The 22,899-nt window shown below is 67.0% G+C and carries 25 protein-coding genes; 18 read left to right on the forward strand and 7 right to left on the reverse strand.

Going from position 1 to position 22,899, the window contains the following annotated elements:
• Positions 1-7: 7 nt before the first annotated feature.
• The 7 genes from WS95_RS11325 to WS95_RS11355 all read left to right on the forward strand — a co-directional run bounded on the left by WS95_RS11325 (position 8) and on the right by WS95_RS11355 (position 7,019).
• Positions 8-1,036 (forward strand): DNA polymerase III subunit delta', encoded by a 1,029-nt coding sequence (locus WS95_RS11325; protein ID WP_034207504.1) that lies wholly within the window; start codon positions 8-10, stop codon positions 1,034-1,036.
• Positions 1,037-1,177: 141 nt separating this feature from the next.
• Positions 1,178-1,957: a TatD family hydrolase gene (locus WS95_RS11330; protein WP_059823861.1), complete on the forward strand. Its 780-nt coding sequence runs from the start codon at positions 1,178-1,180 to the stop codon at positions 1,955-1,957.
• Between the two features lie 43 nt (positions 1,958-2,000).
• Entirely contained in the window at positions 2,001-2,711 is a 711-nt protein-coding gene (locus WS95_RS11335) for an ankyrin repeat domain-containing protein (protein ID WP_059506074.1), read from the forward strand.
• Positions 2,712-2,829: 118 nt separating this feature from the next.
• Positions 2,830-3,186: a Rap1a/Tai family immunity protein gene (locus tag WS95_RS11340; protein ID WP_006485939.1), complete on the forward strand. Its 357-nt coding sequence runs from the start codon at positions 2,830-2,832 to the stop codon at positions 3,184-3,186.
• A 90-nt stretch (positions 3,187-3,276) separates the two neighbouring features.
• Positions 3,277-4,449, forward strand: a complete 1,173-nt coding sequence (locus WS95_RS11345; protein ID WP_059823881.1) for a mechanosensitive ion channel family protein — start codon at positions 3,277-3,279, stop codon at positions 4,447-4,449.
• Between the two features lie 43 nt (positions 4,450-4,492).
• Positions 4,493-5,668, forward strand: coding sequence for an AAA family ATPase (locus WS95_RS11350; RefSeq protein WP_059780979.1), 1,176 nt, complete (start codon positions 4,493-4,495; stop codon positions 5,666-5,668).
• A 286-nt stretch (positions 5,669-5,954) separates the two neighbouring features.
• Complete coding sequence (locus WS95_RS11355; RefSeq protein ID WP_034207499.1) at positions 5,955-7,019, forward strand: glycosyltransferase family 4 protein; 1,065 nt, start codon at positions 5,955-5,957, stop codon at positions 7,017-7,019.
• Positions 7,020-7,141: 122 nt separating this feature from the next.
• On the opposite strand, the gene WS95_RS11360 is transcribed toward WS95_RS11355, so the two are convergent.
• The 3 genes from WS95_RS11360 to WS95_RS11370 form a co-directional block, all read right to left on the reverse strand.
• Positions 7,142-7,729: a BPSL1445 family SYLF domain-containing lipoprotein gene (locus WS95_RS11360; RefSeq protein WP_034207498.1), complete on the reverse strand. Its 588-nt coding sequence runs from the start codon at positions 7,727-7,729 to the stop codon at positions 7,142-7,144.
• Positions 7,730-7,968: 239 nt separating this feature from the next.
• Complete coding sequence (locus tag WS95_RS11365) at positions 7,969-8,418, reverse strand: membrane protein (protein WP_034207497.1); 450 nt, start codon at positions 8,416-8,418, stop codon at positions 7,969-7,971.
• A gap of 258 nt (positions 8,419-8,676) precedes the next feature.
• A complete protein-coding gene (locus tag WS95_RS11370; protein WP_011549641.1) occupies positions 8,677-8,967 on the reverse strand; it encodes a PsiF family protein in 291 nt (96 codons plus the stop codon).
• 271 nt (positions 8,968-9,238) lie between these two features.
• Here WS95_RS11370 and WS95_RS11375 point away from each other — a divergent pair, with 271 nt between their 5' ends.
• Positions 9,239-10,261: an asparaginase gene (locus tag WS95_RS11375; protein ID WP_059823862.1), complete on the forward strand. Its 1,023-nt coding sequence runs from the start codon at positions 9,239-9,241 to the stop codon at positions 10,259-10,261.
• A gap of 103 nt (positions 10,262-10,364) precedes the next feature.
• Here the strand turns inward: WS95_RS11375 and lysM are convergent, their stop codons facing one another.
• From lysM to gcl, 4 genes are all read right to left on the reverse strand, one after another.
• On the reverse strand, positions 10,365-10,835 hold the full coding sequence (gene lysM, locus WS95_RS11380) for a peptidoglycan-binding protein LysM (protein ID WP_034207495.1): 471 nt from the start codon (positions 10,833-10,835) through the stop codon (positions 10,365-10,367).
• Between the two features lie 521 nt (positions 10,836-11,356).
• Positions 11,357-12,247, reverse strand: coding sequence for a 2-hydroxy-3-oxopropionate reductase (locus tag WS95_RS11390; protein WP_059823865.1), 891 nt, complete (start codon positions 12,245-12,247; stop codon positions 11,357-11,359).
• Positions 12,248-12,288: 41 nt separating this feature from the next.
• Positions 12,289-13,098, reverse strand: coding sequence for a hydroxypyruvate isomerase (gene hyi / locus WS95_RS11395; RefSeq protein ID WP_034207492.1), 810 nt, complete (start codon positions 13,096-13,098; stop codon positions 12,289-12,291).
• Between the two features lie 44 nt (positions 13,099-13,142).
• Positions 13,143-14,918 (reverse strand): glyoxylate carboligase, encoded by a 1,776-nt coding sequence (gene gcl, locus WS95_RS11400; protein WP_034207491.1) that lies wholly within the window; start codon positions 14,916-14,918, stop codon positions 13,143-13,145.
• 171 nt (positions 14,919-15,089) lie between these two features.
• On the opposite strand from gcl, the gene WS95_RS11405 reads away from it, so the two are divergent.
• The 10 genes from WS95_RS11405 to WS95_RS11450 all read left to right on the forward strand — a co-directional run bounded on the left by WS95_RS11405 (position 15,090) and on the right by WS95_RS11450 (position 22,711).
• The gene (locus tag WS95_RS11405; protein WP_059780989.1) at positions 15,090-16,001 is read left to right on the forward strand and encodes a substrate binding domain-containing protein; all 912 of its coding nucleotides are present in this window, start codon (positions 15,090-15,092) and stop codon (positions 15,999-16,001) included.
• A 166-nt stretch (positions 16,002-16,167) separates the two neighbouring features.
• The gene (locus tag WS95_RS11410; RefSeq protein ID WP_034207489.1) at positions 16,168-16,815 is read left to right on the forward strand and encodes an RNA polymerase sigma factor; all 648 of its coding nucleotides are present in this window, start codon (positions 16,168-16,170) and stop codon (positions 16,813-16,815) included.
• Positions 16,805-17,695: an anti-sigma factor family protein gene (locus tag WS95_RS11415; RefSeq protein ID WP_059780991.1), complete on the forward strand. Its 891-nt coding sequence runs from the start codon at positions 16,805-16,807 to the stop codon at positions 17,693-17,695. The genes WS95_RS11410 and WS95_RS11415 overlap by 11 nt, the downstream gene beginning before the upstream one ends.
• Before the next feature lie 231 nt (positions 17,696-17,926).
• Positions 17,927-18,301 (forward strand): 30S ribosomal protein S6, encoded by a 375-nt coding sequence (rpsF, locus tag WS95_RS11420; RefSeq protein ID WP_027784636.1) that lies wholly within the window; start codon positions 17,927-17,929, stop codon positions 18,299-18,301.
• Between the two features lie 40 nt (positions 18,302-18,341).
• Positions 18,342-18,641, forward strand: coding sequence for a primosomal replication protein N (gene priB / locus WS95_RS11425; protein WP_011885023.1), 300 nt, complete (start codon positions 18,342-18,344; stop codon positions 18,639-18,641).
• A 4-nt stretch (positions 18,642-18,645) separates the two neighbouring features.
• Complete coding sequence (gene rpsR, locus WS95_RS11430; RefSeq protein WP_006486248.1) at positions 18,646-18,921, forward strand: 30S ribosomal protein S18; 276 nt, start codon at positions 18,646-18,648, stop codon at positions 18,919-18,921.
• 27 nt (positions 18,922-18,948) lie between these two features.
• Positions 18,949-19,401 (forward strand): 50S ribosomal protein L9, encoded by a 453-nt coding sequence (gene rplI / locus WS95_RS11435; protein WP_027784634.1) that lies wholly within the window; start codon positions 18,949-18,951, stop codon positions 19,399-19,401.
• Positions 19,402-19,542: 141 nt separating this feature from the next.
• Positions 19,543-20,925, forward strand: a complete 1,383-nt coding sequence (locus WS95_RS11440; RefSeq protein WP_034207487.1) for a replicative DNA helicase — start codon at positions 19,543-19,545, stop codon at positions 20,923-20,925.
• A gap of 138 nt (positions 20,926-21,063) precedes the next feature.
• The gene (locus WS95_RS11445; protein WP_006478627.1) at positions 21,064-21,690 is read left to right on the forward strand and encodes a DUF47 domain-containing protein; all 627 of its coding nucleotides are present in this window, start codon (positions 21,064-21,066) and stop codon (positions 21,688-21,690) included.
• Positions 21,691-21,700: 10 nt separating this feature from the next.
• Positions 21,701-22,711 (forward strand): inorganic phosphate transporter, encoded by a 1,011-nt coding sequence (locus tag WS95_RS11450; protein ID WP_059505011.1) that lies wholly within the window; start codon positions 21,701-21,703, stop codon positions 22,709-22,711.
• The last annotated feature ends 188 nt before the right edge of the window (positions 22,712-22,899 follow it).

Below are 22,899 nucleotides of genomic sequence, written 5' to 3' on the forward strand. Positions count from 1 at the left end.
CGCCCCCATGATCTATCCGTGGCAAACCGACGACTGGAACCGCCTGCAGCAACTGCGCGCGCAATGGCCGCATGCGCTGCTGCTGCACGGCCAGGCCGGGATCGGCAAGCTGCAGTTCGCGCAGCATCTCGCGCAGGGTTTCCTGTGCGAATCGCCGCAACCGAACGGCGAGCCGTGCGGCGCCTGCGCGGCCTGCAACTGGTTCTCGCAGGGCAACCATCCGGACTACCGGATCGTGCTGCCCGAGGCGCTGGCGGGCGAGGCGCCGGGTGCGGCGGACGACGCGAAGCCGGCCGACGCGGACGAAGGCGGCAAGAAGACGCGGGCGCCGAGCAAGGAAATCAAGATCGAGCAGGTGCGCGCGCTGCTCGACTTCTGCGGGGTGGGTTCGCACCGCGGCGGCGCGCGCGTCGTCGTGCTGTATCCGGCCGAGGCGCTCAATGTGGCCGCGTCGAACGCGCTGCTGAAAACGCTGGAGGAACCGCCGCCGGGCGTCGTGTTCCTGCTCGTGTCGGCGCGCATCGACCGCTTGTTGCCGACGATCGTCAGCCGCTGCCGCCAGTGGCCGATGACCGTGCCGGCGCCGGAGGCCGCCGCCGCGTGGCTCGCGGCGCAGGGTGTCGACCACGCCAGCGCGCTGCTCGCCGAAGCCGGCGGCGCGCCGCTCGCCGCGCTGGCGCTCGCGAGCGACGAGAACCGTCCGCTGCGCGACTACACGCTCGGGCAACTGGCCGCCGGTGCGGCCTGCGATCCGTTCGCGTGCGGCGAGACGCTGCAGAAGCTGCCGGTGCCGCTGGTGCTCGGCTGGCTGCAGCGCTGGCTGTACGATCTGCTCGCCCAGCGAATGGCCGGTGCGCCGCGCTACTTCCCGATGCATGCGGCAGCCCTGGCGCGCTGCGCGGAAGCGGTCGACGCGAACGCATTCGCGCGCTTCATGAAAGCCGTGACGCGGCAGCGGACGGTCGAGAACCATCCGCTCAACGCACGGCTCGTGTTCGAGGAATTGTTTCTCGGATATCGGGAAATGTTCGTTTGATTCTGCATTGTTTCCGATGGGTTGCGAAACGATGAACGGATCACGCGGGGGCGCGACCGTGGCCGGCCGATCCACCCACGTCGCCCGGTGTCGCATGCCGGCGGGCGCATGAGCGCCCGTCTCACGTATTCAGGAAACACGATGTTCGTCGACTCTCACTGCCATATCAATTTCAAGGGCCTGGCCGACCGTCTGCCGGCCGTTCTCGAGAACATGCGCGAGCACGACGTCACGCACGCGCTGTGCGTGTCGGTCGATTTCGAGACGCTGCCCGACGTACTCGCGATCGCCGACGCGCACGACAACGTGTACGCATCGGTCGGCGTGCATCCCGATCACGAGGATGCGCGCGAACCGACGCTCGCGGAGCTCGTCGAGCTGGCCGCGCACCCGAAGGTCGTCGCGATCGGCGAAACCGGCCTCGACTACTATCGCCTCGAAGGCCGCTCGATCGCCGACATGGAATGGCAGCGCGAGCGCTTTCGCACGCACATCCGCGCGGCGACCGCGACGATGAAGCCGCTGATCATTCACACGCGCGCGTCGTCGGAAGACACGCTGCGCATCATGGCCGAGGAACGCGCGGACGTGCCGGGCGGCGTGATGCACTGCTTCACCGAGCCGTGGCCGGTCGCCGAGCAGGCGCTCGCGCAGAATTTCCATATCTCGCTGTCGGGTATCGTCACGTTCAAGAGCGCGACCGACGTGCAGGACGTCGCGCGGCGCGTGCCGCTCGACCGGCTGCTGATCGAGACCGACTCGCCGTACCTCGCGCCGGTGCCGTATCGCGGCAAGCCGAATGAACCTGCGTACGTCAGCCATGTCGGACGCTTTATCGCATCCGAACGCGGGATCGCCGTCGAGGCGCTCGCCGATGCGACGACGCAGAACTTTTTCCGGCTGTTCAAGATCGCCCGCTAACGACGGGCGCGCAGCCGACAACCCAGGGAAGGAGCCCACAACAATGACGAAGCCGACCAACCATCTGCCCAAACGCGCACTCGTTGCGGCCGCATTCGTCGCGAGCGGGCTGTTCGCCGCCGCCGGCGCGCATGCCGAGTCGCTCGACGCGATCGTCAAGGCCGTCAAGTTCGACGACATCGCCGATATCGGCAAGCAGCTCAAGAGCGGCAAGCTCGATCCGAACACGCTCGCGCCGAACGGCGACCCGATCCTCGTGATCGCCGCGCGCGAGAAATCCGACAAGGTCGCGGCGGCGATCGCCACGACGCCGAACGTCGATCTCGAGAAGGAAGACAAGGCCGGCGAAAACGCGCTGATGCTCGCGTCGCTGAACGGCGACCTCGACCTCGTCAAGCTGCTGATCGACAAGGGCGCGGAAGTCAGCAAGAAGGGCTGGGCGCCGCTGCACTACGCGGCGACCAACGGCCACGACGCGGTCGTCAAGGTGCTGCTCGACCACGACGCGTACATCGACACCGCGTCGCCGAACGGCACGACGCCGCTGATGATGGCCGCGCGCGGCAACCATGCGTCGACGGTCACGCTGCTGCTCGACCAGGGCGCCGATCCGCAGGTGAAGAACCAGCTCGGCATCACCGCGCTCGAGTTCGCGAAGCACTACAACGCGCCGGACGCGATCGAGATCCTGAGCAAGCGGACGACGCGTATCGGTGCAGCGACGCCGGCAGATGCTCAAAAGAGTGCAAAATAACGGTTTTTGGTGCGGCGGCGCCTGTCCGCCCGGCCGCCTTCCGGCCGGAACGGGGCATCCGGCGCCGCACCGGCCAACGCAGCAGGCGGTCCCCCGCCGCATTGACATAAGGAACACCATGTTGCGCGCAATGTTTTGTGCCGCGGCGTTTGCCGTGCCGTTGTCGGCGGCGGCTTTCACGGGCGCGGATCTCGACCGGCTGTGCGCGAAGACGGACGTCAAGTCGCGGGCGTCGTGCGCGGCCTATATCGAAGGCGCCGCCGACGGCGTCTACAACACGATCGATGCGATCGGCGGCACCACGGGGCCGCGCGTCGGTCAGTACTTCTGCCTGCCGCCCGACATCCGGGCGCAACAGATGACGGACGCGGTGCGCAAGTACATCGCGGAAAATCCGAAGCTGGCCGACTACAACGCGAGCACCGCGGTGTCGCTCGGTCTCGGCAAGGCGTTTCCCTGCAGGAGCGGCAACTGATCTGACGCCGTGTCCGGGCGCGTGCACGGCCCGGACGTCGCCGACGCATCCCAGGACGAAGCCAGTGCGCTTCATCACGCGAGGGCGCCGATGATTTCAATCGAGGAACTGCAGCGCATCGCCGATGCGCCGTTGCATTCATGGCTCGGCACGCTGGGCGTGTCGGTCATCGTCATACTGATCGTCGCGGTCGTGCACCGCCTCGGCGCACGCATCGTCAAGCGCGTCGCGCAGCCGTATCCGCTGATGAGCGCGATCCTGCGCTACATCGACAAGCCGTCGCTCGTCGTGCTGGCGCTGCTGGCGCTCGAATTCCTGTGGCTCCAGGCGGACGACGGCATATCGTTCGTGCGCGGCATGCGCACCGCGGCCGCGGTCGGCTCCATCGTGTCGCTCACGTGGCTGCTGGTGCGGCTCGCGGCCGGCGTCGGCGACGCGATCATCCAGGCCCATCCGATCGATACGGTCGACAATCTCCAGGCGCGGCGCGTCCATACGCAGGCCAAGGTGCTCGTGCGGACCGTGATGGTACTGATCGTGATCATCGGCACCGGCGCCGCGCTGATGACGTTCCCGAACGTGCGCCAGATCGGCGCGAGCCTGCTGGCGTCGGCCGGTGTGGCAGGGCTGGTCGCCGGTATCGCCGCGCGGCCGGTGCTCGGCAACCTGATCGCCGGATTGCAGATCGCGCTCACGCAGCCGATCCGGCTCGACGACGTGGTCGTGATCCAGGGCGAGTGGGGGCGCATCGAGGAAATCACCGGCTCGTTCGTGTCGGTGCGGCTGTGGGACCAGCGGCGTCTCGTCGTGCCGCTGCAGTGGATCATCGAGAACCCGTTCACGAACTGGACGCGCAGCAGCGCGGAGATCATCGGCACCGTTTACCTGTCGGTCGATTACCGCACGCCGCTCGCGCCGCTGCGCGAGGAACTCGCACGGCTCGTCCATGCCGCGCCGGAATGGGACGGCCGCGTGCAGGTGCTGCAGGTGACCGACGCGACGGAGCGCACGATGCAACTGCGTGCGCTCGTCAGCGCGGCCGACTCGTCGTCGTGCTGGGATCTGCGCTGCCGCGTGCGCGAAGGGCTGATCGCCTATCTGCAGAACCGCTACCCGCAATGCCTGCCGCGCAGCCGGATGGAACTGTATCCGCACGAATCCGCGCCCGATGCGCCGAATCCCGAACGGCCGCACGCGCGCTCGCCTGCCGCCAGCACGGCGGCCAACACCGCAGCCGACCCGCAGGCCGTCGACGGCCGCTGAACGCGGCCCGGCGCCGGCCTGCCATGCCCCATCGCCCATTCCCATGACCGCGCTGAAGACGCTCGCCATCGCCAATTACCGCTCGCTGCGCGAGCTCATCGTGCCGCTCGCGGCGCTCAACGTCGTCACGGGGCCGAACGGCAGCGGCAAGTCGAGCGTGTACCGCGCGCTGAGGCTGCTCGCCGACACCGCGCAGGGGCGCGTGATCCCGTCGCTCGCGCGCGAGGGCGGCTTGCCGTCGACGTTGTGGGCCGGGCCCGAGCGCTTTTCGCGCGCGATGCTGGCCGGCGAGGTGCCGGTGACGGGCACCGTGCGCAACGGGCCGGTGAGCCTGAAGCTCGGCTTTGCGTGCGACGATTTCGGCTATTCGATCGATCTCGGCCTGCCGCTGCCGAGCAGTTCGCAGTTCGCGCTCGATCCGGTGATCAAGCGCGAATGCATCTGGGGCGGCGCGTTGCCGCGCCCGTCCACGCTGCTGGTCGACCGGCAGGGCGCGCAGATTCGCATGCGTACCGCGTCGGGCGACTGGCGGACGATTCCGCAACCGGTCGCGAGCTTCGACAGCATGATGACCGAGTTCGCCGATCCGACCGGCGCGCCCGAGATGATCGCGGTGCGCGAGCGGATTCGTTCGTGGCGCTTCTACGACCATTTCCGGACCGATGCGCAGGCGCCGGCGCGCCAGTCGCACATCGGCACCCATACGCCGGTGCTCGCGGACGACGGGGCCGACCTGGCCGCCGCGCTGCAGACGATCCGCGAAATTGGCGACGCGGCGGCGCTCGACGCGGCGATCGACGACGCGTTTCCCGGCGCGTCGGTCGAGATCGACAATCCGGGCGGCCGCGGCCGCTTCGACGTGCTGATGCGCCAGCCGGGGCTGCTGCGGCCGCTGGCGGCGGCCGAGCTGTCCGACGGCACGCTGCGCTACCTGCTGCTCGCGGCCGCGCTGTTGACGCCGCGGCCGCCGGCGCTGATGGTGCTGAACGAACCCGAGACGAGCCTGCATCCCGATCTGCTGCCGGCGCTCGGCCGCCTGATCGCGCAGGCCGCCCGGCATTCGCAGGTGCTGGTCGTGTCGCACGCGGCGCGGCTCATCGCGACGCTCGAGCGCGAGGCCGGCTGCGAATCGCTGGTGCTCGACAAGCAGCTCGGCGCGACCGCGCTCGTCGATGCCGACTCGCGCGACCTGCCGGCCTGGAAGTGGCCGTCGCGCTGACGGCCTGATGGCGCGCGTTGGGTCGCGATCGGCGCGCGAAGGCATCGGATCGGCGCCGAACGGGCTCGATGCGAGGCGGCCGAGCCCGTGCGGCGGAATGTATCCGGTCTGTAACAACCCCCAAAAAATGAAAGGCCTGCGGTTCCGCTCATCGGGATCGCGAATAATAATGGGATATCCGGCTGGCGCCGCGCCGGCCGGCGCGGCATGGACGCGGGGCGTGCGCGCGCAAGCGCGGCCCCCTGCCGGCCGTCCCGCAACGGACAGGACACAGGAGACGTGGACCATGAGAATTGCGCAGATCGCCCCGCTGACCGAATCCGTCCCGCCGAAGCTGTACGGCGGCACGGAGCGCGTCGTGTCCTACATCACCGAGGCGCTCGTCGAGCTCGGCCACGATGTGACGCTGTTCGCGAGCGGCGATTCGACGACGCGGGCGAAGCTCGAGCCCGTGTGGCCGCGCGCGCTGCGACTCGATTCGTCGATCCGCGACCGGGTCGCGCCGCACATGCTGCTGATGGAGACGGTCGCTCGCCGCGCGAAGGATTTCGACGTGCTCCATTTCCACATGGACTACTACTCGTTCTCGGTCTTCAACCGACAGGAAACGCCTTACGTGACGACGCTGCATGGCCGGCTCGACCTCCCCGAGCAGCAACCGGTGTTCGACACGTTCAACACGGCGCCGGTGATCTCGATTTCCAATTCGCAGCGCCAGCCGTTGCCGCAGGCGAAATGGCTGACGACCGTCTATCACGGGTTGCCCGAGACGCTGTACATGCCGCAGCCGGTCGAGCCGCGCTATCTCGCGTTCCTCGGCCGCATCTCGCCGGAAAAACGCGTCGACACAGCGATCCGCATTGCCGGCCAGTGCGGGTTGCCGATCCGGATCGCCGCGAAGATCGACGCGGCCGACCAGGAATACTTCGACCGCGAGATCAAGCCGCTCTTCGCGTTGCCGCACGTCGAATACGTCGGCGAGATCGCCGATCACGAGAAGGCTGAATTCCTGTCGGGCGCGCATGCGCTGCTGTTTCCGATCGACTGGCCGGAGCCGTTCGGCCTGGTGATGATCGAGGCGATGTCGTGCGGCACGCCGGTGATCGCGTTCAACCGCGGTGCGGTGCCGGAAGTGGTGGACGAGGGCGTGTCGGGTTTCATCGTCGAGGATGAAATCAGCGCGGTGGCCGCCGTGAACCGGCTGCACCTGCTGCCGCGTGCGCGCGTGCGGCAGCGCTTCGAGGCGCGCTTCACGTCGCGCCGGATGGCGCAGCAGTACGTGGACGTGTACCAGTCGGTGATCCGCGCGCAGAAACGCTCGCGCTTCAAGGTGATCGATTCGACGACCTGAGCCGCCCGGCCGACCCGACCGCATTGGCGCAGCGCGCCGGCGGATAAAAAACGGCGATGCCCGCGAGGACATCGCCGTTTGCGCATGACCCGCGCGCGGTACGCGCGGGCAGGGCGTCAACGTCAGATCTTGAGCTTCGTGACCTTCGTGCCGTTGATCGACACGTCGCCCATCAGGCCGGCGTTGGTCAGCACGACGACCTGGACCGGTGCGGTGGCCGTGTTTGAGTCGACCGCGCCGTTCGCGCCCATCTTCACGAGCGCGACCGATGCGCCGGCGCCGGCGGCCCAGCCGTCCGAGTTGCGGAATTCGTCGAGCGCCTGCTGCGTCATGAACAGGAACACGATCGCCTTCGACTGCGCGCCGGCCTGCAGGCCGACCGACAGCGACGACGTGTTGTAGTAGCCGACCGTGCTGCCGCCGACGCGCAGCGCGCCGTTGCCGGACTGGCCGCCGACGATGAAGCCGGCTTGCAGCACTTCGGGGAAGACCAGCACGCCGCGCGATTTCGCGACGAGTTCGCGCGAACCCTTGACCGTGGAGTACATGCGCGACAGCGTGGCGTCGACGCTCGCGTCGATCGACTGGCGTTTGGACGCGTTGGTCGCGGCGTTGTCCGGCTTGTCCGGGGTGGTGGTGCAACCGGTGAGCGCGAGGCTACCGACGATGAGCGCAGCGGCGGCTTTCAGCACAAGATTCCGTTTTTGCATCGTTGTTCTCCATCGGATGACGTTCGGAGTGAGTCTCGCTCAAGGAGCGGATCACGTCGGCAGTTATATCACAGCGGATTACGGCCTCTTTTCGTTGCCGCGTGAAAAAGCGTCAAATCGCGTGAGGGTGTCGCGGCGCGCCAACGGACGATGCGGCGCCGACGCGCGAGGGGCGGGTCGGCATGCGGGGCGCGCGACGGCCGGGCGGGAGGGCGCGGCGTCTGCAGCGCGCGCCCGTGTCAGTGTGTGACGGGCGGAACGGGCGGCTTGATCGGCGGGCGGCGAAGCGCGCGGCGGATCAGCGCGATCACGATGCCGCACGCGAACAGGAACGCGGCCGGGACGACCCAGTAGCCGACGAACGCATGCCACAGATAGCCGGCGAGCGTATTGCGGCGTACCACGTATTCGTCGCGCGCCGCCTGCTGGCGCGGCGCGTTGGCGGCGAGCACGTCGGCCGGGCAGCCGGCCGCACGCGCTTCGTCAGGATCGCCATGACACTTCGCGGCGGCGCCGGCGGCCTGCTGCGTGTCGGTGAGCTGCCAGGTGGTCAGCGCGAGCTGCAGGTCCGCCTTGTTGTAGGCCATTTCCTCGCGGATCTCGCGGACGGCGACGATCGCGACGGGCACTGCCCAGAACACGATCACGATCAGCCAGCGGCGGAACCAGCGGTGTTGTCTCCATGCCATCCAAGCCTCCGTTTGACGCGCGTGCGCGTCCGTCTCGAGGGCGGCCCGATGGCGCTTCTTGGTCTTGGGTGGGCCGCGTTGCAGCCATCATAGAAGAAAACGCGGCGAAATGCCGCACCATGTGGCGGCACCGGGCCGGCAGCCGGAAAAAACGGGGCGGGAAAGACGGGAATGCATGCGTCGATGCGCGTGCAACGAAAACGAAAATGCCGCGCCCGCCGAAGCGGGGCGCGGCATTCGGGACGGGAGGGCCGGGACTCAGGCGGCCGGCTGGTTGCTCAGGCAGCTCTTCATGAACGCCTTGCGATCGTCACCCTTCTTGCCGGTGGCCTGCGTATTGCACGCCTTCATCTTTTCCTGCTGCGTCATCGCCTTCGCGGGCTTCGCCGACAGGCAGTCCTTCATGAACGCCTTGCGTTCGTCGCCCGTCTTGCCGGCTGCCTGGGTGTTGCAGGCCTTCATCTTGTCCTGCTGGCTGTTCGCCGCGAACGCGGGGGAAGCCAGCATGCCGCCGAGAAGCACTGCGGCTACGAGCGATTGGATTTTCATTTCGACACTCCCATGGGGTGAATTGCGTGTGATCGACGCCGTCACGAAGCGCGACGCGATGAGGACAGGGCCACATCGCACCGCGCGCTCCGATTATGGCAAATCAAGGTGAAAACACCAAAACGGCACTTTCTATAACGTTGCGGACGCCACGGCCGTTGACGCCGCGCGCGGCCCGGAGATCAGGACAAACCATGATGCGCGCCGGCCGTCGCCGGCCGCCGCGCCGGAACCTGCCGGCTCGCGGCCGCGAGCCATTACAATCGCGGCCATGAATACACCGAACACCGCATCCCCTTCGTCCGCGGCGACACTGCCGCGCATCGCCGTACTCGCCACCGGCGGCACGATCGCCGGCGCCGCGCCCGACGCGGCCAGCACGGCCGGCTACCAGGCCGGCGCGCTCGGCGTCAATTTCCTGGTCGACGCCGTGCCGGCGCTCGCGTCGGTCGCACGCATCGACGCGGAACAGGTCGCCAGCATCGACAGCAAGGATCTCGCGCTGCCGCTGTGGAACACGCTCGCCGCGCGGATCGACGCGCTGATGGCCGACCCGGCCGTCGACGGCATCGTGATCACCCACGGCACCGATACGCTGGAGGAAACCGCGTATGCGCTGCATCTGGTCGTGCGGGGCGACAAGCCGGTCGTGCTGACGGCCGCGATGCGGCCGGCCACCGCGCTGTCGTCCGACGGCCCGCTGAACCTGCTGAACGCGGTGACGGTGGCCGCGCATCCGGCCGCGCGCGGGCAGGGCGTGCTGGTCGCGTTCAACAACCGGATCCACGGCGCGCGCGATGTCGTGAAGACGAGCACCTATGCGGTCGACGCGTTCCAGTCGCCGGAACTCGGCGCGCTCGGCTGGGTGCAGGACGGCCGCGTCGAATTCGCGCGCCGCGTCACGCGCACGCGCGACACGCAACTGGCGATCGCCGCGACCTGGCCGCCGGTCGAAGTCGTCGCGAGCTATGCGGGCGCGACGCGCACGGCCGTCGATGCGGTCGTCGCGGCCGGCGTGCGCGGACTCGTCGTCGCGGGCACCGGCAACGGGTCGATTCATGCGACGCTGCAGGCGGCGCTCGCCGATGCGGCGAACGCGGGCGTGGCGGTGGTCCGTGCGTCGCGCGTCGGTTCGGGGCACGTGATGCGCAACGGCGCCGCGAGCGACGATGCGCTCGGTTTCGTGAGCGCGGGCTCGCTGCACCCGTTCAAGGCGCGCGTGCTGCTGATGCTCGCGCTCGCGAACGGCATTCGGGATCGCGACGCACTGCAGCACGCGTTCGATACGCTGTGATGGATGGCCGCCGCTCGGGCGGCGTGCAGCGCGCATAAAAAATGGCAGGCCGGTGGCCTGCCATTTTTGCGTCGGTGCTGCGAGAACGCTCAGGACCGCACGTTCAGGACTGCGGCGGAATCACGAGCTTCTGGCCCGGGTAGATCCGGTCCGGGCTCGACAGCATCGGCTTGTTCGCCTCGAAGATCGCCGGGTACTTGCTCGCATCGCCATACACTTCCTTGGCGATCGCCGACAGCGTGTCGCCCGGCTTCACGTCGTGGTACTGCACTTCCGGATCGTCCGGCTGCAGATCGTCGTCGTTGACGCCCGCGACGCCTTGCACGTTGCCGGCCGCGACCTTGACCTTCGCCTTCGTGTCGAGATCGGCGACGCTGCCCGACAGCGTGACGGTGCGCGATGCGCCGTCGAACGCGACGGTCAGGTTCGACGTGTCGAGACCTTGCGTGTTGATGTAGTTCTTGATTGCGTCGGCCGCGGTCTGGTTCGCGGCATTCGGATCTTCCGCCGCTTGCGCGTCGGCATGACCCAGCAGTTTTTCACCCGCCTCCTTGATAAACGAAAGAAGACCCATCGTTGCACTCCTTAGGTGGTTGAAAAGAAAACGCGCCGTGAAGTGGCGAAAAAAACACCGCGCTGGATGCAGGCCCAGAAGGGCGCGCAAGCGCGGCGGTTTTCTCGAAAGGCGTGGCGAAAGTGTAGGCGTTCAACGCGACGATTGCATGAAAAATCGCACGCTCGAACGTAAAGAAATGTAATACGCGAAATCCGACAGGCGGACACCCGACGACGACGTCTGACCGACCAAGGCTTCCCCGGCGCCGCCGGGTGCCGCTGCGGACCCCACCACGCCGCTCTCAGCCCAGAGCGGCGTTTTTCGCCCCGTCGCGCACGCGTTTCAGCGATACGCGGCGGGGCGCCCCACCGTGATGCGCGTGTGCTCGCGCATCGATGCGACCGGCCGCGGCCGGGTCGCCTGTGTCGTTCGCGCATCCGCCGTGGCGGTGGATCGCGCGTCATTGCATTTGCCGCGGCATTCGCCGAATGCAGCCGGCGAAGCAGCCGCCGAACGCGACGGCATGCCGCGGCGTGCGCTCAGCCCTGCGTCTTCTCGATCTCGAAATTCGACATGATCTCGAGCGCGCGCACGAGGGCCGAGTGGTCCCATGCCTTGCCGCCGTGCGATGCGCACACGCTGAACAGCTGCTGCGCGCTGGCCGTGTGCGGCAGCGCGAGGCCGAGCTTGCGCGCGCCGTCGAGCGCGAGGTTCAGGTCCTTCTGGTGCAGCTCGATGCGGAAACCCGGATCGAACGTGCGCTTGGTCATCCGCGCACCGTGCACTTCGAGGATGCGCGACGCGGCGAACCCGCCCATCAGCGCCTGGCGCACGCGCTCCGGATCGGCGCCCGAACGGGCGGCGAACAGCAGCGCTTCGCCGACCGCCTCGATGTTCAGCGCGACGATGATCTGGTTCGCGACCTTGCAGGTCTGGCCGGCACCGTTGTCGCCGACGAGCGTGATGTTCTTGCCCATCTTCTCGAACAGCGGCTTCGCACGCTCGAACGCCTTTTCCGGGCCGCCGACCATGATCGTCAGCGTCGCTTCGCGTGCGCCGACTTCGCCGCCGGACACCGGTGCGTCGAGGTAGTCGCAGCCGAGTTCGTTGATCTGCTTCGCGAAGGCCTGCGTGTCGAGCGGCGAGATCGAGCTCATGTCGATCACGAGCTTGCCGGCCGTGAGGCCCTTCGCGACGCCGTCGTCGGCGAACAGCACGTTACGCACGTCGGGCGTGTCCGGCACCATCGAGATGATGATGTCCGCGTGCTGCGCGACTTCGGTCGAGTTCGCGACGACCTTCGCGCTCGCGCGCAGGTCGTCCGGGATCGGGAACGCACCGTTCACGACGAGCTGATGATCGCCCTTGAGCAGGTTGCGCGCCATGTGCGCGCCCATGATGCCGAGGCCGATGAAACCGATGGTTGCCATGTGAAAGTCTCCTATAGGGCTGAAAACGGGAAGAGCGCGACTCAGGCGGCGCGACGCGCCGACGCCGGTGCGCAGCCGGCCACGCTTTGCAGCCAGCCGAGGCCTTCCGTCGTGGTGGTACGGGGCTTGTATTCGCAGCCGACGTAGCCGGCATAGCCGAGCCGGTCGAGCAGCGCGAACAGGAACGCGTAGTTGATCTCGCCGGTGCCGGGCTCGTTGCGGCCCGGGTTGTCCGCGAGCTGGACGTGGCCGATCGACGCGAGGTTGCGTTCGATCGTCGCGGCCAGTTCGCCTTCCATGCGTTGCATGTGATAGATGTCGTACTGCAGGAACAGGTTGTCCGAGCCGACCGCGCGGATCACGTCGAGCCCTTCGGACGAGCGGTTCAGCGCGAAGCCCGGGATGTCGAAGCTGTTGCACGGCTCGACCAGCAGGCGGATGCCTTCGCGCTTCAGCGCGTCGGCGGCGAAGCGCAGGTTGTCGACGATCGTCACGAACGTCTTGTCGCGCGCCGTGCTCGCCGACGGGATGCCGACGAGGCAGTTCAACTGCGGCACCTTCAGCGCCTTCGCGTACTCGATCGCCCGGCCGACCCCTTCCTGGAATTCGCTCACGCGATCGGGCAGGCACGCGATCCCGCGCTCGCCCTGATCCCAGTTGCCGGCGGGCAGGTTGTGCAGCACGAGGCGCAGGCGGTGCGTCTCGAGCCGCTCGGCGAGTTCCTCTTTCGCGTACGGATACGGGAACAGGAACTCGACGGCGTCGAAGCCCGCGTCCGCGGCCGCCTTGAAGCGGTCGAGGAACGGCACTTCGTTGAACAGCATGGTCAGGTTTGCAGCAAACTTCGGCATGAGCTAAGCCTCTTCGGTCGGTCAGTCAAAAAATGTCGTGCGGTTCAGTCGAGCATCGAGATCGCGGTCGGTGCGTGCTCGGCCTTCTCGGCGAGTTCCTCGAACTCGTTGATCGCGTCGATTTCGGTGCCCATCGAGATGTTGGTCACGCGCTCGAGAATCACTTCGACGACCACCGGCACGCTGAACTCGTCCGCGAGCGTTTGCGCCTGACGCAGCGCCGGCTCGATTTCTTCCGGCTTGAACACGCGCAGCGCCTTGCAGCCGAGGCCTTCGGCGACGGCCACGTGGTCGACGCCATACCCGTTCAGTTCCGGCGCGTTCACGTTGTCGAATGCGAGCTGCACGCAGTAGTCCATGTCGAACGCGCGCTGCGCCTGGCGGATCAGCCCGAGGTACGAGTTGTTCACGACGACGTGCACGTACGGCAGCTTGAATTGCGCGCCGGCCGCCAGCTCCTCGATCATGAACTGGAAGTCGTAGTCGCCGGACAGCGCGACGATCGGGCGGCTCGGATCGGCCGCACGCACGCCGAGCGCGGCGGGGATCGTCCAGCCGAGCGGGCCGGCCTGGCCGCAGTTGATCCAGTTGCGCGCCTTGAACACGTGCAGGAACTGCGCGGCGGCGATCTGCGACAGGCCGATCGTGCTGACGTAGCAGGTATCGCGGCCGAACACCTTGTTCATCTCTTCGTACACGCGCTGCGGCTTGACCGGCACGTTGTCGAAGTGGGTCTTGCGCTGCAGCGTGCGCTTGCGTTCCTGGCATTCCGCGACCCACGCGCTGCGGTCCTTCAGCTTGCCGGCGGCCTTCCATTCCCGTGCCACCGCGACGAACAGCTCGAGCGCCGCCTTCGCGTCCGACACGATGCCGAGATCGGGGCCGAACACGCGGCCGATCTGCGTCGGCTCGATGTCGACGTGCACGAACTTGCGGCCCTTCGTGTAGACCTCGACGCTGCCCGTGTGGCGGTTCGCCCAGCGATTGCCGATGCCGAGCACGAAGTCGGATGCGAGCATCGTCGCGTTGCCGTAGCGGTGCGACGTCTGCAGGCCGACCATGCCGGCCATCAGCGGGTGGTCGTCGGGAATCGCGCCCCACGACATCAGCGTCGGGATCACCGGCACGCCGACCGTTTCGGCGAACTGCACGAGCAGGTCTTCGGCCGCCGCGTTGAGCACGCCGCCGCCCGACACGATCAGCGGCTTGTCCGCGTCGTTCAGCATCGCGAGCGCCTTCTCGATCTGCGCGCGGGTGGCCGCGGGCTTGTAGACCGGCAGCGGTTCGTACGTGTCGATGTCGAATTCGATTTCGGCGAGCTGCACGTCGATCGGCAGGTCGACCAGCACCGGGCCCGGACGGCCCGAACGCATCAGGTGGAACGCCTGCTGGAACACGCGCGGCACGAGCGCCGGTTCGCGCACGGTGACGGCCCACTTGGTGACGGGCTTCGCGATCGATTCGATGTCGACGGCCTGGAAATCTTCCTTGTAGAGGCGTGCGCGCGGCGCCTGGCCCGTGATCGCGAGGATCGGAATCGAGTCGGCCGACGCGGAGTAGAGACCGGTGATCATGTCGGTGCCGGCGGGGCCCGACGTGCCGATGCACACGCCGATGTTGCCCGGTGCGGCGCGCGTGAAGCCTTCGGCCATGTGCGATGCGCCTTCGACGTGACGGGCGAGCACGTGGCTGATGCCGCCCGACTTGCGCATGGCCGAGTAGAACGGGTTGATCGCGGCGCCGGGCACGCCGAACGCGGTCTGGATGCCTTCCTTCTCGAGCACGAGTACGGCTGCGTCGACGGCTCTCATCTTGGCCATGAATGTCTCCTTGAATGTGGCGGATCTTGCGAATCGGTCTGTTGGGAACACTTTAGGGATGCAGGAAAGGTTTGATAAGATCAGCCGAAGTCGCTTATTTCGAAACTAAAAGTATGGAATGACGGCCGGACGGGGCTTCCCGCCGGCGTCGGAGCCGGGTGGAGACGCGAGATGGATCGTTTCAAGCAGATCGAGACGTTCGTGCGGGTGGCCGATGCCGGCAGCCTCGCGGCGGCGGCGCTCGAGGAGGGCGTGTCGCCGGTGGTGCTCGGGCGGCGCATCGACGCGCTGGAGAAGCGCCTCGGCGTGAAGCTGATGTACCGCTCGACGCGGCGGCTGGTGGTCAGCGAGGAGGGGGCCGCGTTCCTCGAGCGCTGCCGCGGGCTGCTCGCCGAATGGGATCAGGCCGAGAACGAGCTGGCCGCCGGGCGGCGCGCGGTGAGCGGCCACCTGATCGTGTCGGCGCCGGCTGCGTTCGGCCGCAAGCACGTCGCGCCGCACGCGCCCGGCTTTCTGGCCGACAAGCCGGAGATGCAGCTGTCGTTCAATCTGACCGACCGCGTCGTCGATCTCGTGCGCGAGGGCTATGACCTGTCGATCCGGATCGGCGGCGCGGTCGATCCGAACTTCGTCGCGGTGAAGCTCGCGTCGAACCGGCGCGTGGTGTGCGGCACGCCCGGGTATTTCCGCAAGCACGGCCGGCCGAAGTCGCTCGACGACCTGCTGAAGCACAACTGTCTCGCGTTCAACCTGCAGGGCGGCCAGAACCGCGGCTGGTATTTCCAGCGCCACGGCAAGATCGCGACGATGCGCGTGACCGGCAATCTCGACTGCAACGACGGCGAGCTGCTGCACCGCTGGGTGGCCGAAGGGCTCGGGCTCGGCTGGCGCTCGACGTGGGAAATCGCCGCGCAGCTCGAAACGGGCGAACTCGAGACCGTGCTCGACGAATATGCGCTGCCCGACTACGACATCCTCGCGGTCTACCCGCAGCAACGCTACGTGCCGGCGCGCGTGCGCTATTTCATCGACTACCTGCGCGCCGCGTACGCGCGCCCCGGCTACTGGAGCACCACGCCGTGACGGGGCGGCCCGCGCGGCCGTCCGGCGATTTTTTACGCTTCGTGCGCACGGCACGGGAATAAACTCGACGCAGCAGCGGTAAGGTCATCGAGCGCGCACGTTGCCGGTCTGTCCGGGCGCCGTGCGCGGAACGGGCGGCGTCGGCCGCCGGGACCAGGGAGGCCATGTGGGGCAAGCCGGACAGGCGGTCGATGAACGGGCGGCGGACGATGCGGTCGCGCGCGGCGAGCGGTTTCGCGCGCTCGTGCTGCCGCATCTCGACGCCGCGTACAACCTCGCGCGCTGGCTGAGCGGCAGCGCCGGCGATGCGGACGACGTCGTCCAGGACGCGTGCATGCGCGCGCTGCGTTTCGTCGATTCGTGTCGCGGCGACAACGCGCGGCCGTGGCTGCTGACGATCGTGCGTCACACCTGGTACACCGAGTGGCGGCGGCGCACGCATGCGCACGAGGTCGCGCTGCCCGACACGCTCGACGACGCCGACGTGCCCGACGACTGGCAGCCGGCCACGGAGGATCCGCTGGCGCACCTGCTGCGCGGCGAGAACGTGCGGCTCGTGAATGCGGCGCTTGCGAAGCTGCCGCCCGAATACCGCGAGGTGCTCGTGCTGCGCGAGATGGAGGACCTGAGCTACCGCGAGATCGCGGCGATCGCGGACGTTCCGGTCGGCACGGTGATGTCGCGGCTCGCGCGCGGCCGGCGCAAGCTCGCCGCGCTGCTGGGCGGCGCGCCGGCGCCGGCGCCGGCGACCGAAGGCCGGCCGGGCCGTACGCCGGCAGGCGGAACCGCATCGGAGGCTATCGATGGACTGTAACGAAGCGCGAGCATTGCTGGACGCGGACGTCGACCGCGAGCTGTCGGCGCCCGATGCGTTGCGGGTCCAGCAGCATGTCGAAGGGTGCGACGCGTGCCGCCGCGAACGGGCGCGGATCGTCACGCTGGTGCAGGCCGTGCGGCAGGCCGATTATCACCGCGCGCCGGACGCGCTGCGGGCGAGCATTCTCGCGAGCCTGCCGGCGGCCGCCGACGCGCATGCCCAGGCGCCGTCGCGGGCCGAGCCGCGGCCTGAGCCCCAGTCGCCGCCGCGGGCGCGCGGGCGCGACCGGTTCTCGTGGCTGCCCGGGCGCGGCGCGGCGGCACGACCGGTATCGACCGGTGCCGGGCCACGCGTGGCCGCGTGGCCGGGCCTCGGCTGGGGCGTCGCGTTGCTGATGGCACTCGCGGCGGCGGGCGGCATGGGATGGTCCGCCCGCCATGCCGACGTCGACCGGACGGTCGACGAACTCGTCGCGAGCCACGTGCGGGCCGACCTGTCGGCGCGCGACATCGACGTGATCTCGACCGACCGGCACACGGTCAAGCCGTGGTTCAACGGCCGGCTCGACTATGCGCCGCCGGTCGAGGACCTTGCGGCGAGCGGCTTCGCGCTGGTCGGGGGCCGGCTCGACTACGTCGGGCGTCGCCGTGTCGCGGTGCTCGTCTACCGCCACCGGCAGCACGTGGTCGACGTCTACGTGCAGCCGGCCGGGGAGCGGCCGGCGGCCCCGTATGCGACCGTGTCGCAGGGCTATGCGCTCGACCGCTGGAGCGCGGCCGGGATGACGTGGTGGGCCGTGACCGACGCGGAGCCGTCGGCGCTCGCGGCGTTCCGGACGGCGCTCGACGCGCGGCTTGCGGGCACGCACGGCGAATGACCGCGCCGATAGCGGGGCGGCGCGTGGCGGTTCCGACCCCGGCGCCATAACGTCCGAACCGGTGGCATTTGCGCCGGCATACCTGTTCAAGTCTTTGAAAACACGGCCGAATCCGTTTGCCAATCGTCGATTGGCCTTGCATGCGCCCCGTAACCGGGTTAGAATCTTCGGCTTCTCACTTGCCACACCGGTTCAGACGCCCGGGTGGCTTCAATCCACAAGGAGTGTGTAATGCGTCATTACGAAATCGTATTCATCGTGCACCCCGATCAAAGCGAGCAAGTGCCCGCGATGATCGAGCGTTACAAGACCACGATCACGTCGCACGGCGGCCAGATCCACCGTGTCGAAGACTGGGGCCGTCGCCAACTGGCCTACATGATCGAGAAACTCGCGAAGGCTCACTACGTCTGCATGAACATCGAGTGCGACCAGACGACGCTCGACGAACTCGAACACGCGTTCAAGTTCAACGACGCCGTGCTGCGCCACCTCATCGTCAAGATGAAGAAGGCCGAAACCGGCCCGTCGCCGATGATGAAGGAAGTTCAGCGCGAAGAAGCCAAGAAGGCGGCTGCAGCTCAGCCGGCCGAAGCGCAGGCTTAAGTTCGTCACGCATTAAGCCATCAAGGAGCGCGCCACTCACGTGAACAGGTTGCAATTGACGGCGAGCGTCGTCGAACGCGCACCGGTGCGATATACGCCGGCAGGTGTTCCGATCGCAAGCGCCACGTTGCATCACCGCACGGAAGTCGTCGAAGCAGGCATTCCCCGTCAGGTCGACATGACGATCGAGGCGGTGGCGGCCGGTGAGGCGAGCGGCAAGCTGGAAAGTCGTGAAATGGGCGTCGAAACGCTGTTCACGGGCTTCCTGGCCAAGAAAAGCCGCAACGCGAGAACCTTGGTGTTTCACATCACAGCATTGCAGGACATTGGAAAGGACTGAAATCATGCCCCGCCCGACTGGTAAGAAATTCGACAAGCGTCGTCAGCAACAAAACCCGCTCTTCAAGCGCAAGAAGTTCTGCCGTTTCACGGCTGCCGGCGTCGAGCAGATCGACTACAAGGACACGGAAACGCTGAAGGACTTCATCGGCGAAAACGGCAAGATCACGCCGGCTCGTCTGACGGGTACGAAGGCGCACTATCAGCGTCAGCTGGATACGGCCATCAAGCGTGCGCGTTTCCTCGCGCTGCTGCCGTACACCGATCAGCACAAGGCGTAATCAGGCGACGCAATAAGGAGAATTCGAATGCAAATCATTCTGTTGGAAAAAGTCGCCAATCTGGGTAACCTCGGCGATATCGTCAAGGTCAAGGACGGTTACGCTCGCAACTTCCTGATCCCGAACCGCAAGGCTCGCCGTGCAACGAAGGAAGCGATCGCCGAATTCGAAGTGCGCCGCGCCGAACTCGAAAAGATCGCCGCTGAAAAGCTGGCGGCATCGCAGGCAGTCGGCGAGAAGCTGAACGGCCAGACGTTCGAAATCACGCAGAAGTCGGGCGTCGACGGCCGTCTGTTCGGCTCGGTCACGAACGGCGACGTCGCGGAACTGCTGAAGAAGGCAGGCTACGAAGTCGAGAAGCTGCAAGTGCGCATGCCGGAAGGCCCGCTGAAGATGATCGGCGAGCACAACGTCCAGGTCGCGCTGCACACGGACGTCGTCGTCGACGTCACGATCAACGTGATCGGCGACCACGCGTAAGCGTATGCAAGCTTGCCGGGCGGCTTCCGCCGTCCGGACAAGGGCAGGCGCCCGGGCAACCGGGGCCTGCCTTTTTTGTTGCCCGCTCGCCCGGCAAGCGGTGGTAGCGCTGCCGCCATCTATTCGCGATAATCCCAACCCATGAACGCGCCGCAAGATCCCCAAATCGAATCGCTGAAAGTCCCGCCGCATTCGGTCGAAGCCGAGCAGTCGGTGCTCGGCGGCCTGTTGCTCGACAACGCGGCATGGGACCGGATTGCCGATTTCCTGTCGCAGGGCGACTTCTACCGCTACGACCACCGGATCATCTACGAGCACATCGGCCGGCTGATCGCGGCGACGCGCCCGGCCGACGTCGTGACCGTGTACGAAGCGCTGACCACGTCCGGCAAGGCCGACGACGTCGGCGGGCTCGCGTATCTGAACGCCCTTGCGCAGAACACGCCGAGCGCGGCGAACATCCGCCGCTACGCGGAAATCGTGCGCGACCGCGCGGTGCTGCGCCGGCTGGTGTCGGTCGCCGACGAAATCTCGGCCGACGCCTTCAATCCGCAGGGCAAGGAAGTCCGCCAACTGCTCGACGAAGCCGAATCGAAGGTGTTCTCGATCGCCGAAGAGGGCGCGCGCGGCAACCAGGGCTTCCTCGAGATCGGCCCGCTGCTCACGCAGGTCGTCGAGCGCATCGACACGCTGTACCACACCGCGAATCCGAGCGACGTCACCGGCACGCCGACCGGCTTCGTCGACCTCGACCGGATGACGTCGGGGATGCACGGCGGCGAACTGATCATCGTGGCCGGAAGACCGTCGATGGGTAAGACCGCATTTTCGATGAACATCGGCGAATACGTCGCGGTCGAGTACGGGCTGCCGGTCGCGGTGTTCTCGATGGAAATGCCGGGCACCCAGCTCGTGATGCGTATGCTCGGCTCGATCGGCCGGCTCGACCAGCACCGGATGCGCACCGGCCGCCTGACGGACGAGGACTGGCCGAAACTGACGCACGCGGTGCAGAAGATGAGCGAAGCACAGCTCTTCATCGACGAGACGGGCGGCCTGAACCCGATGGAATTGCGCTCTCGCGCGCGGCGTCTCGCACGCCAGTGCGGCAAGCTCGGCCTGATCATCGTCGACTACCTGCAGCTGATGTCGGGTTCGTCGCAGGGCGAGAACCGCGCGACGGAAATCTCGGAGATTTCACGTTCGTTGAAGAGTCTCGCGAAGGAGCTCGACGTGCCGGTGATCGCGCTGTCGCAGCTGAACCGCGGCCTCGAACAGCGCCCGAACAAGCGTCCGGTGATGTCGGATTTGCGCGAATCGGGCGCAATCGAACAGGATGCGGACGTGATCCTGTTCATCTATCGCGATGAAGTCTACAATCCCGACAGCCCTGACAAGGGGACGGCCGAAATCATCATCGGCAAGCAGCGTAACGGCCCGATCGGGCCCGTTCGGCTCACGTTCCTGGGGCAATACACGAAGTTCGACAACTTTGCCGGGGCGCAAACCTTCTACGGCGAGTGAAGCCGGTTGTAAACACCTATTTCGCCAAATGTTGTATCCAATCCCGGCGTGCGCATATGCGCACGTCGCGTCGCGACCGGAAACGGTACAATGTCGCCCGTTTTCGTGACAGTAGTTTGACAATCTCTCAGGAATCCCATGTTCGGTCGATTCATGCCCACCGAGGGCAAGTTCTTTGAACTCTTCAACGCGCACGCGAAGCACATCGTTTCCGGTGGCCGCGAGCTCGAACTGCTGATCGACAATCTCGCCGACGCCGAGATTCACAAGCAAAACGTGCAAATCGCCGAGAAGGCCGCCGACAAGCTCACGCACGAGGCGATCGATCTGCTGCACAAGACCTTCATCACGCCGCTCGATCGCGACGAGATCCACAAGCTGATCACGACGATGGACGACATCCTCGACCTGATGGAAGACGTCGCGACGGCCGTGTCGCTGTACGACGTGCAGTCCGTCACGTCCGAGGCGAGCCAGCTCGCGCACATCGTCACGCAATCGGCGCAACACGTGCAGCAGGCCGTCGGCTTGCTGTCCGACATGAAGCAGTCGGCACAGATCCTCAAGCAGTGCGAGGAAATCGACCGCTGGGAGTCGGAAGCCGATCGCGTGCTGCGCGCGGCGATGTCGAAGCTGTTCCGCGAGGAAGACGACGTGAAGACGCTCATCAAGCTGAAGGCGATCTACGAGCTGCTCGAGGAGATCACCGACAAGTGCGAGGACGTCGCGAACATCATCGAAGGCATCGTGCTGGAAAACGCCTGAGCGGACCACGATGCATTCGATACAACTCGCCCTATGGATGGTCGCGACGCTGGTGCTCGTCGCGCTCGTATTCGACTTCATGAACGGCTTTCACGACGCGGCGAACTCGATCGCCACCGTCGTGTCGACCGGCGTGCTGAAGCCCCAGCAGGCCGTGGTGTTCGCGGCCGCGTTCAACGTGATCGCGTACTTCATCTTCCACCTGAAAGTCGCGCAGACCGTCGGTAAAGGCACGATCGATCCCGAGATCGTCGACCATTACGTCGTGTTCGGCGCGCTGGTCGGCGCGATCGGCTGGAACGTGATCACGTGGTACTACGGGATTCCGTCGAGCTCGTCGCACGCGCTGATCGGCGGCCTCGTCGGCGCGGCGCTCGCGAAGTCCGGCTGGAGCGCGCTCAACATCGACGGGCTGCTGAAGACGATCGCGTTCATCTTCATTTCGCCGCTGCTCGGTTTCATCCTCGGTTCGCTGTTCATGCTCGGCGTGTCGTGGCTGTATTTCCGTACCGCGCCCAGCAAGGTCGACCGGCGCTTCCGCCGGCTGCAACTGCTGTCGGCCGGGCTGTACAGCCTCGGTCACGGCGGCAACGACGCGCAGAAGACGATCGGTATCATCTGGATGTTGCTGATCGCGAGCGGTTACGCATCGGCGAGCGCCGATGCGCCGCCGGCCTGGGTGATCGGCGCGTGCTACCTGTCGATGGGCCTCGGCACGCTGTTCGGCGGCTGGCGCATCGTGCGCACGATGGGCCAGAAGATCACGAAGCTCAAGCCGGTCGGCGGTTTCTGCGCGGAAAGCGGCGGTGCGATCACGCTGTTCATCGCGTCGTTCCTCGGCATTCCGGTGTCGACCACGCACACGATCACCGGCGCGATCGTCGGTGTCGGCGCGACGCAGAAGCTGTCGGCCGTGCGCTGGGGCGTCGCCGGCAACATCGTGTGGGCGTGGGTGTTGACGCTGCCGGCGGCCGCGCTGTTCGCGGCCGGCGGGTGGTGGCTCGGACGCCAGATCTTCTGAGCGCCGACACGGCCGGATCGACATGAAATGCGCCGCAAGCCGAAAGGCTGCGGCGCATTTTCTTTGTGCGCCCAGCATGGGCGCACTCCTGCGAGTGAAAGTCTCGCCATGAGTTGATCACGGCGAATGAAGCGAAGCGCAACTGCGTGAGGGTGACCGAGCGTGGAGAGGAAGCGTGGAGCGTAAGC

Source organism: Burkholderia sp. MSMB1826 (assembly GCF_001526325.1).
GTDB lineage: Bacteria > Pseudomonadota > Gammaproteobacteria > Burkholderiales > Burkholderiaceae > Burkholderia.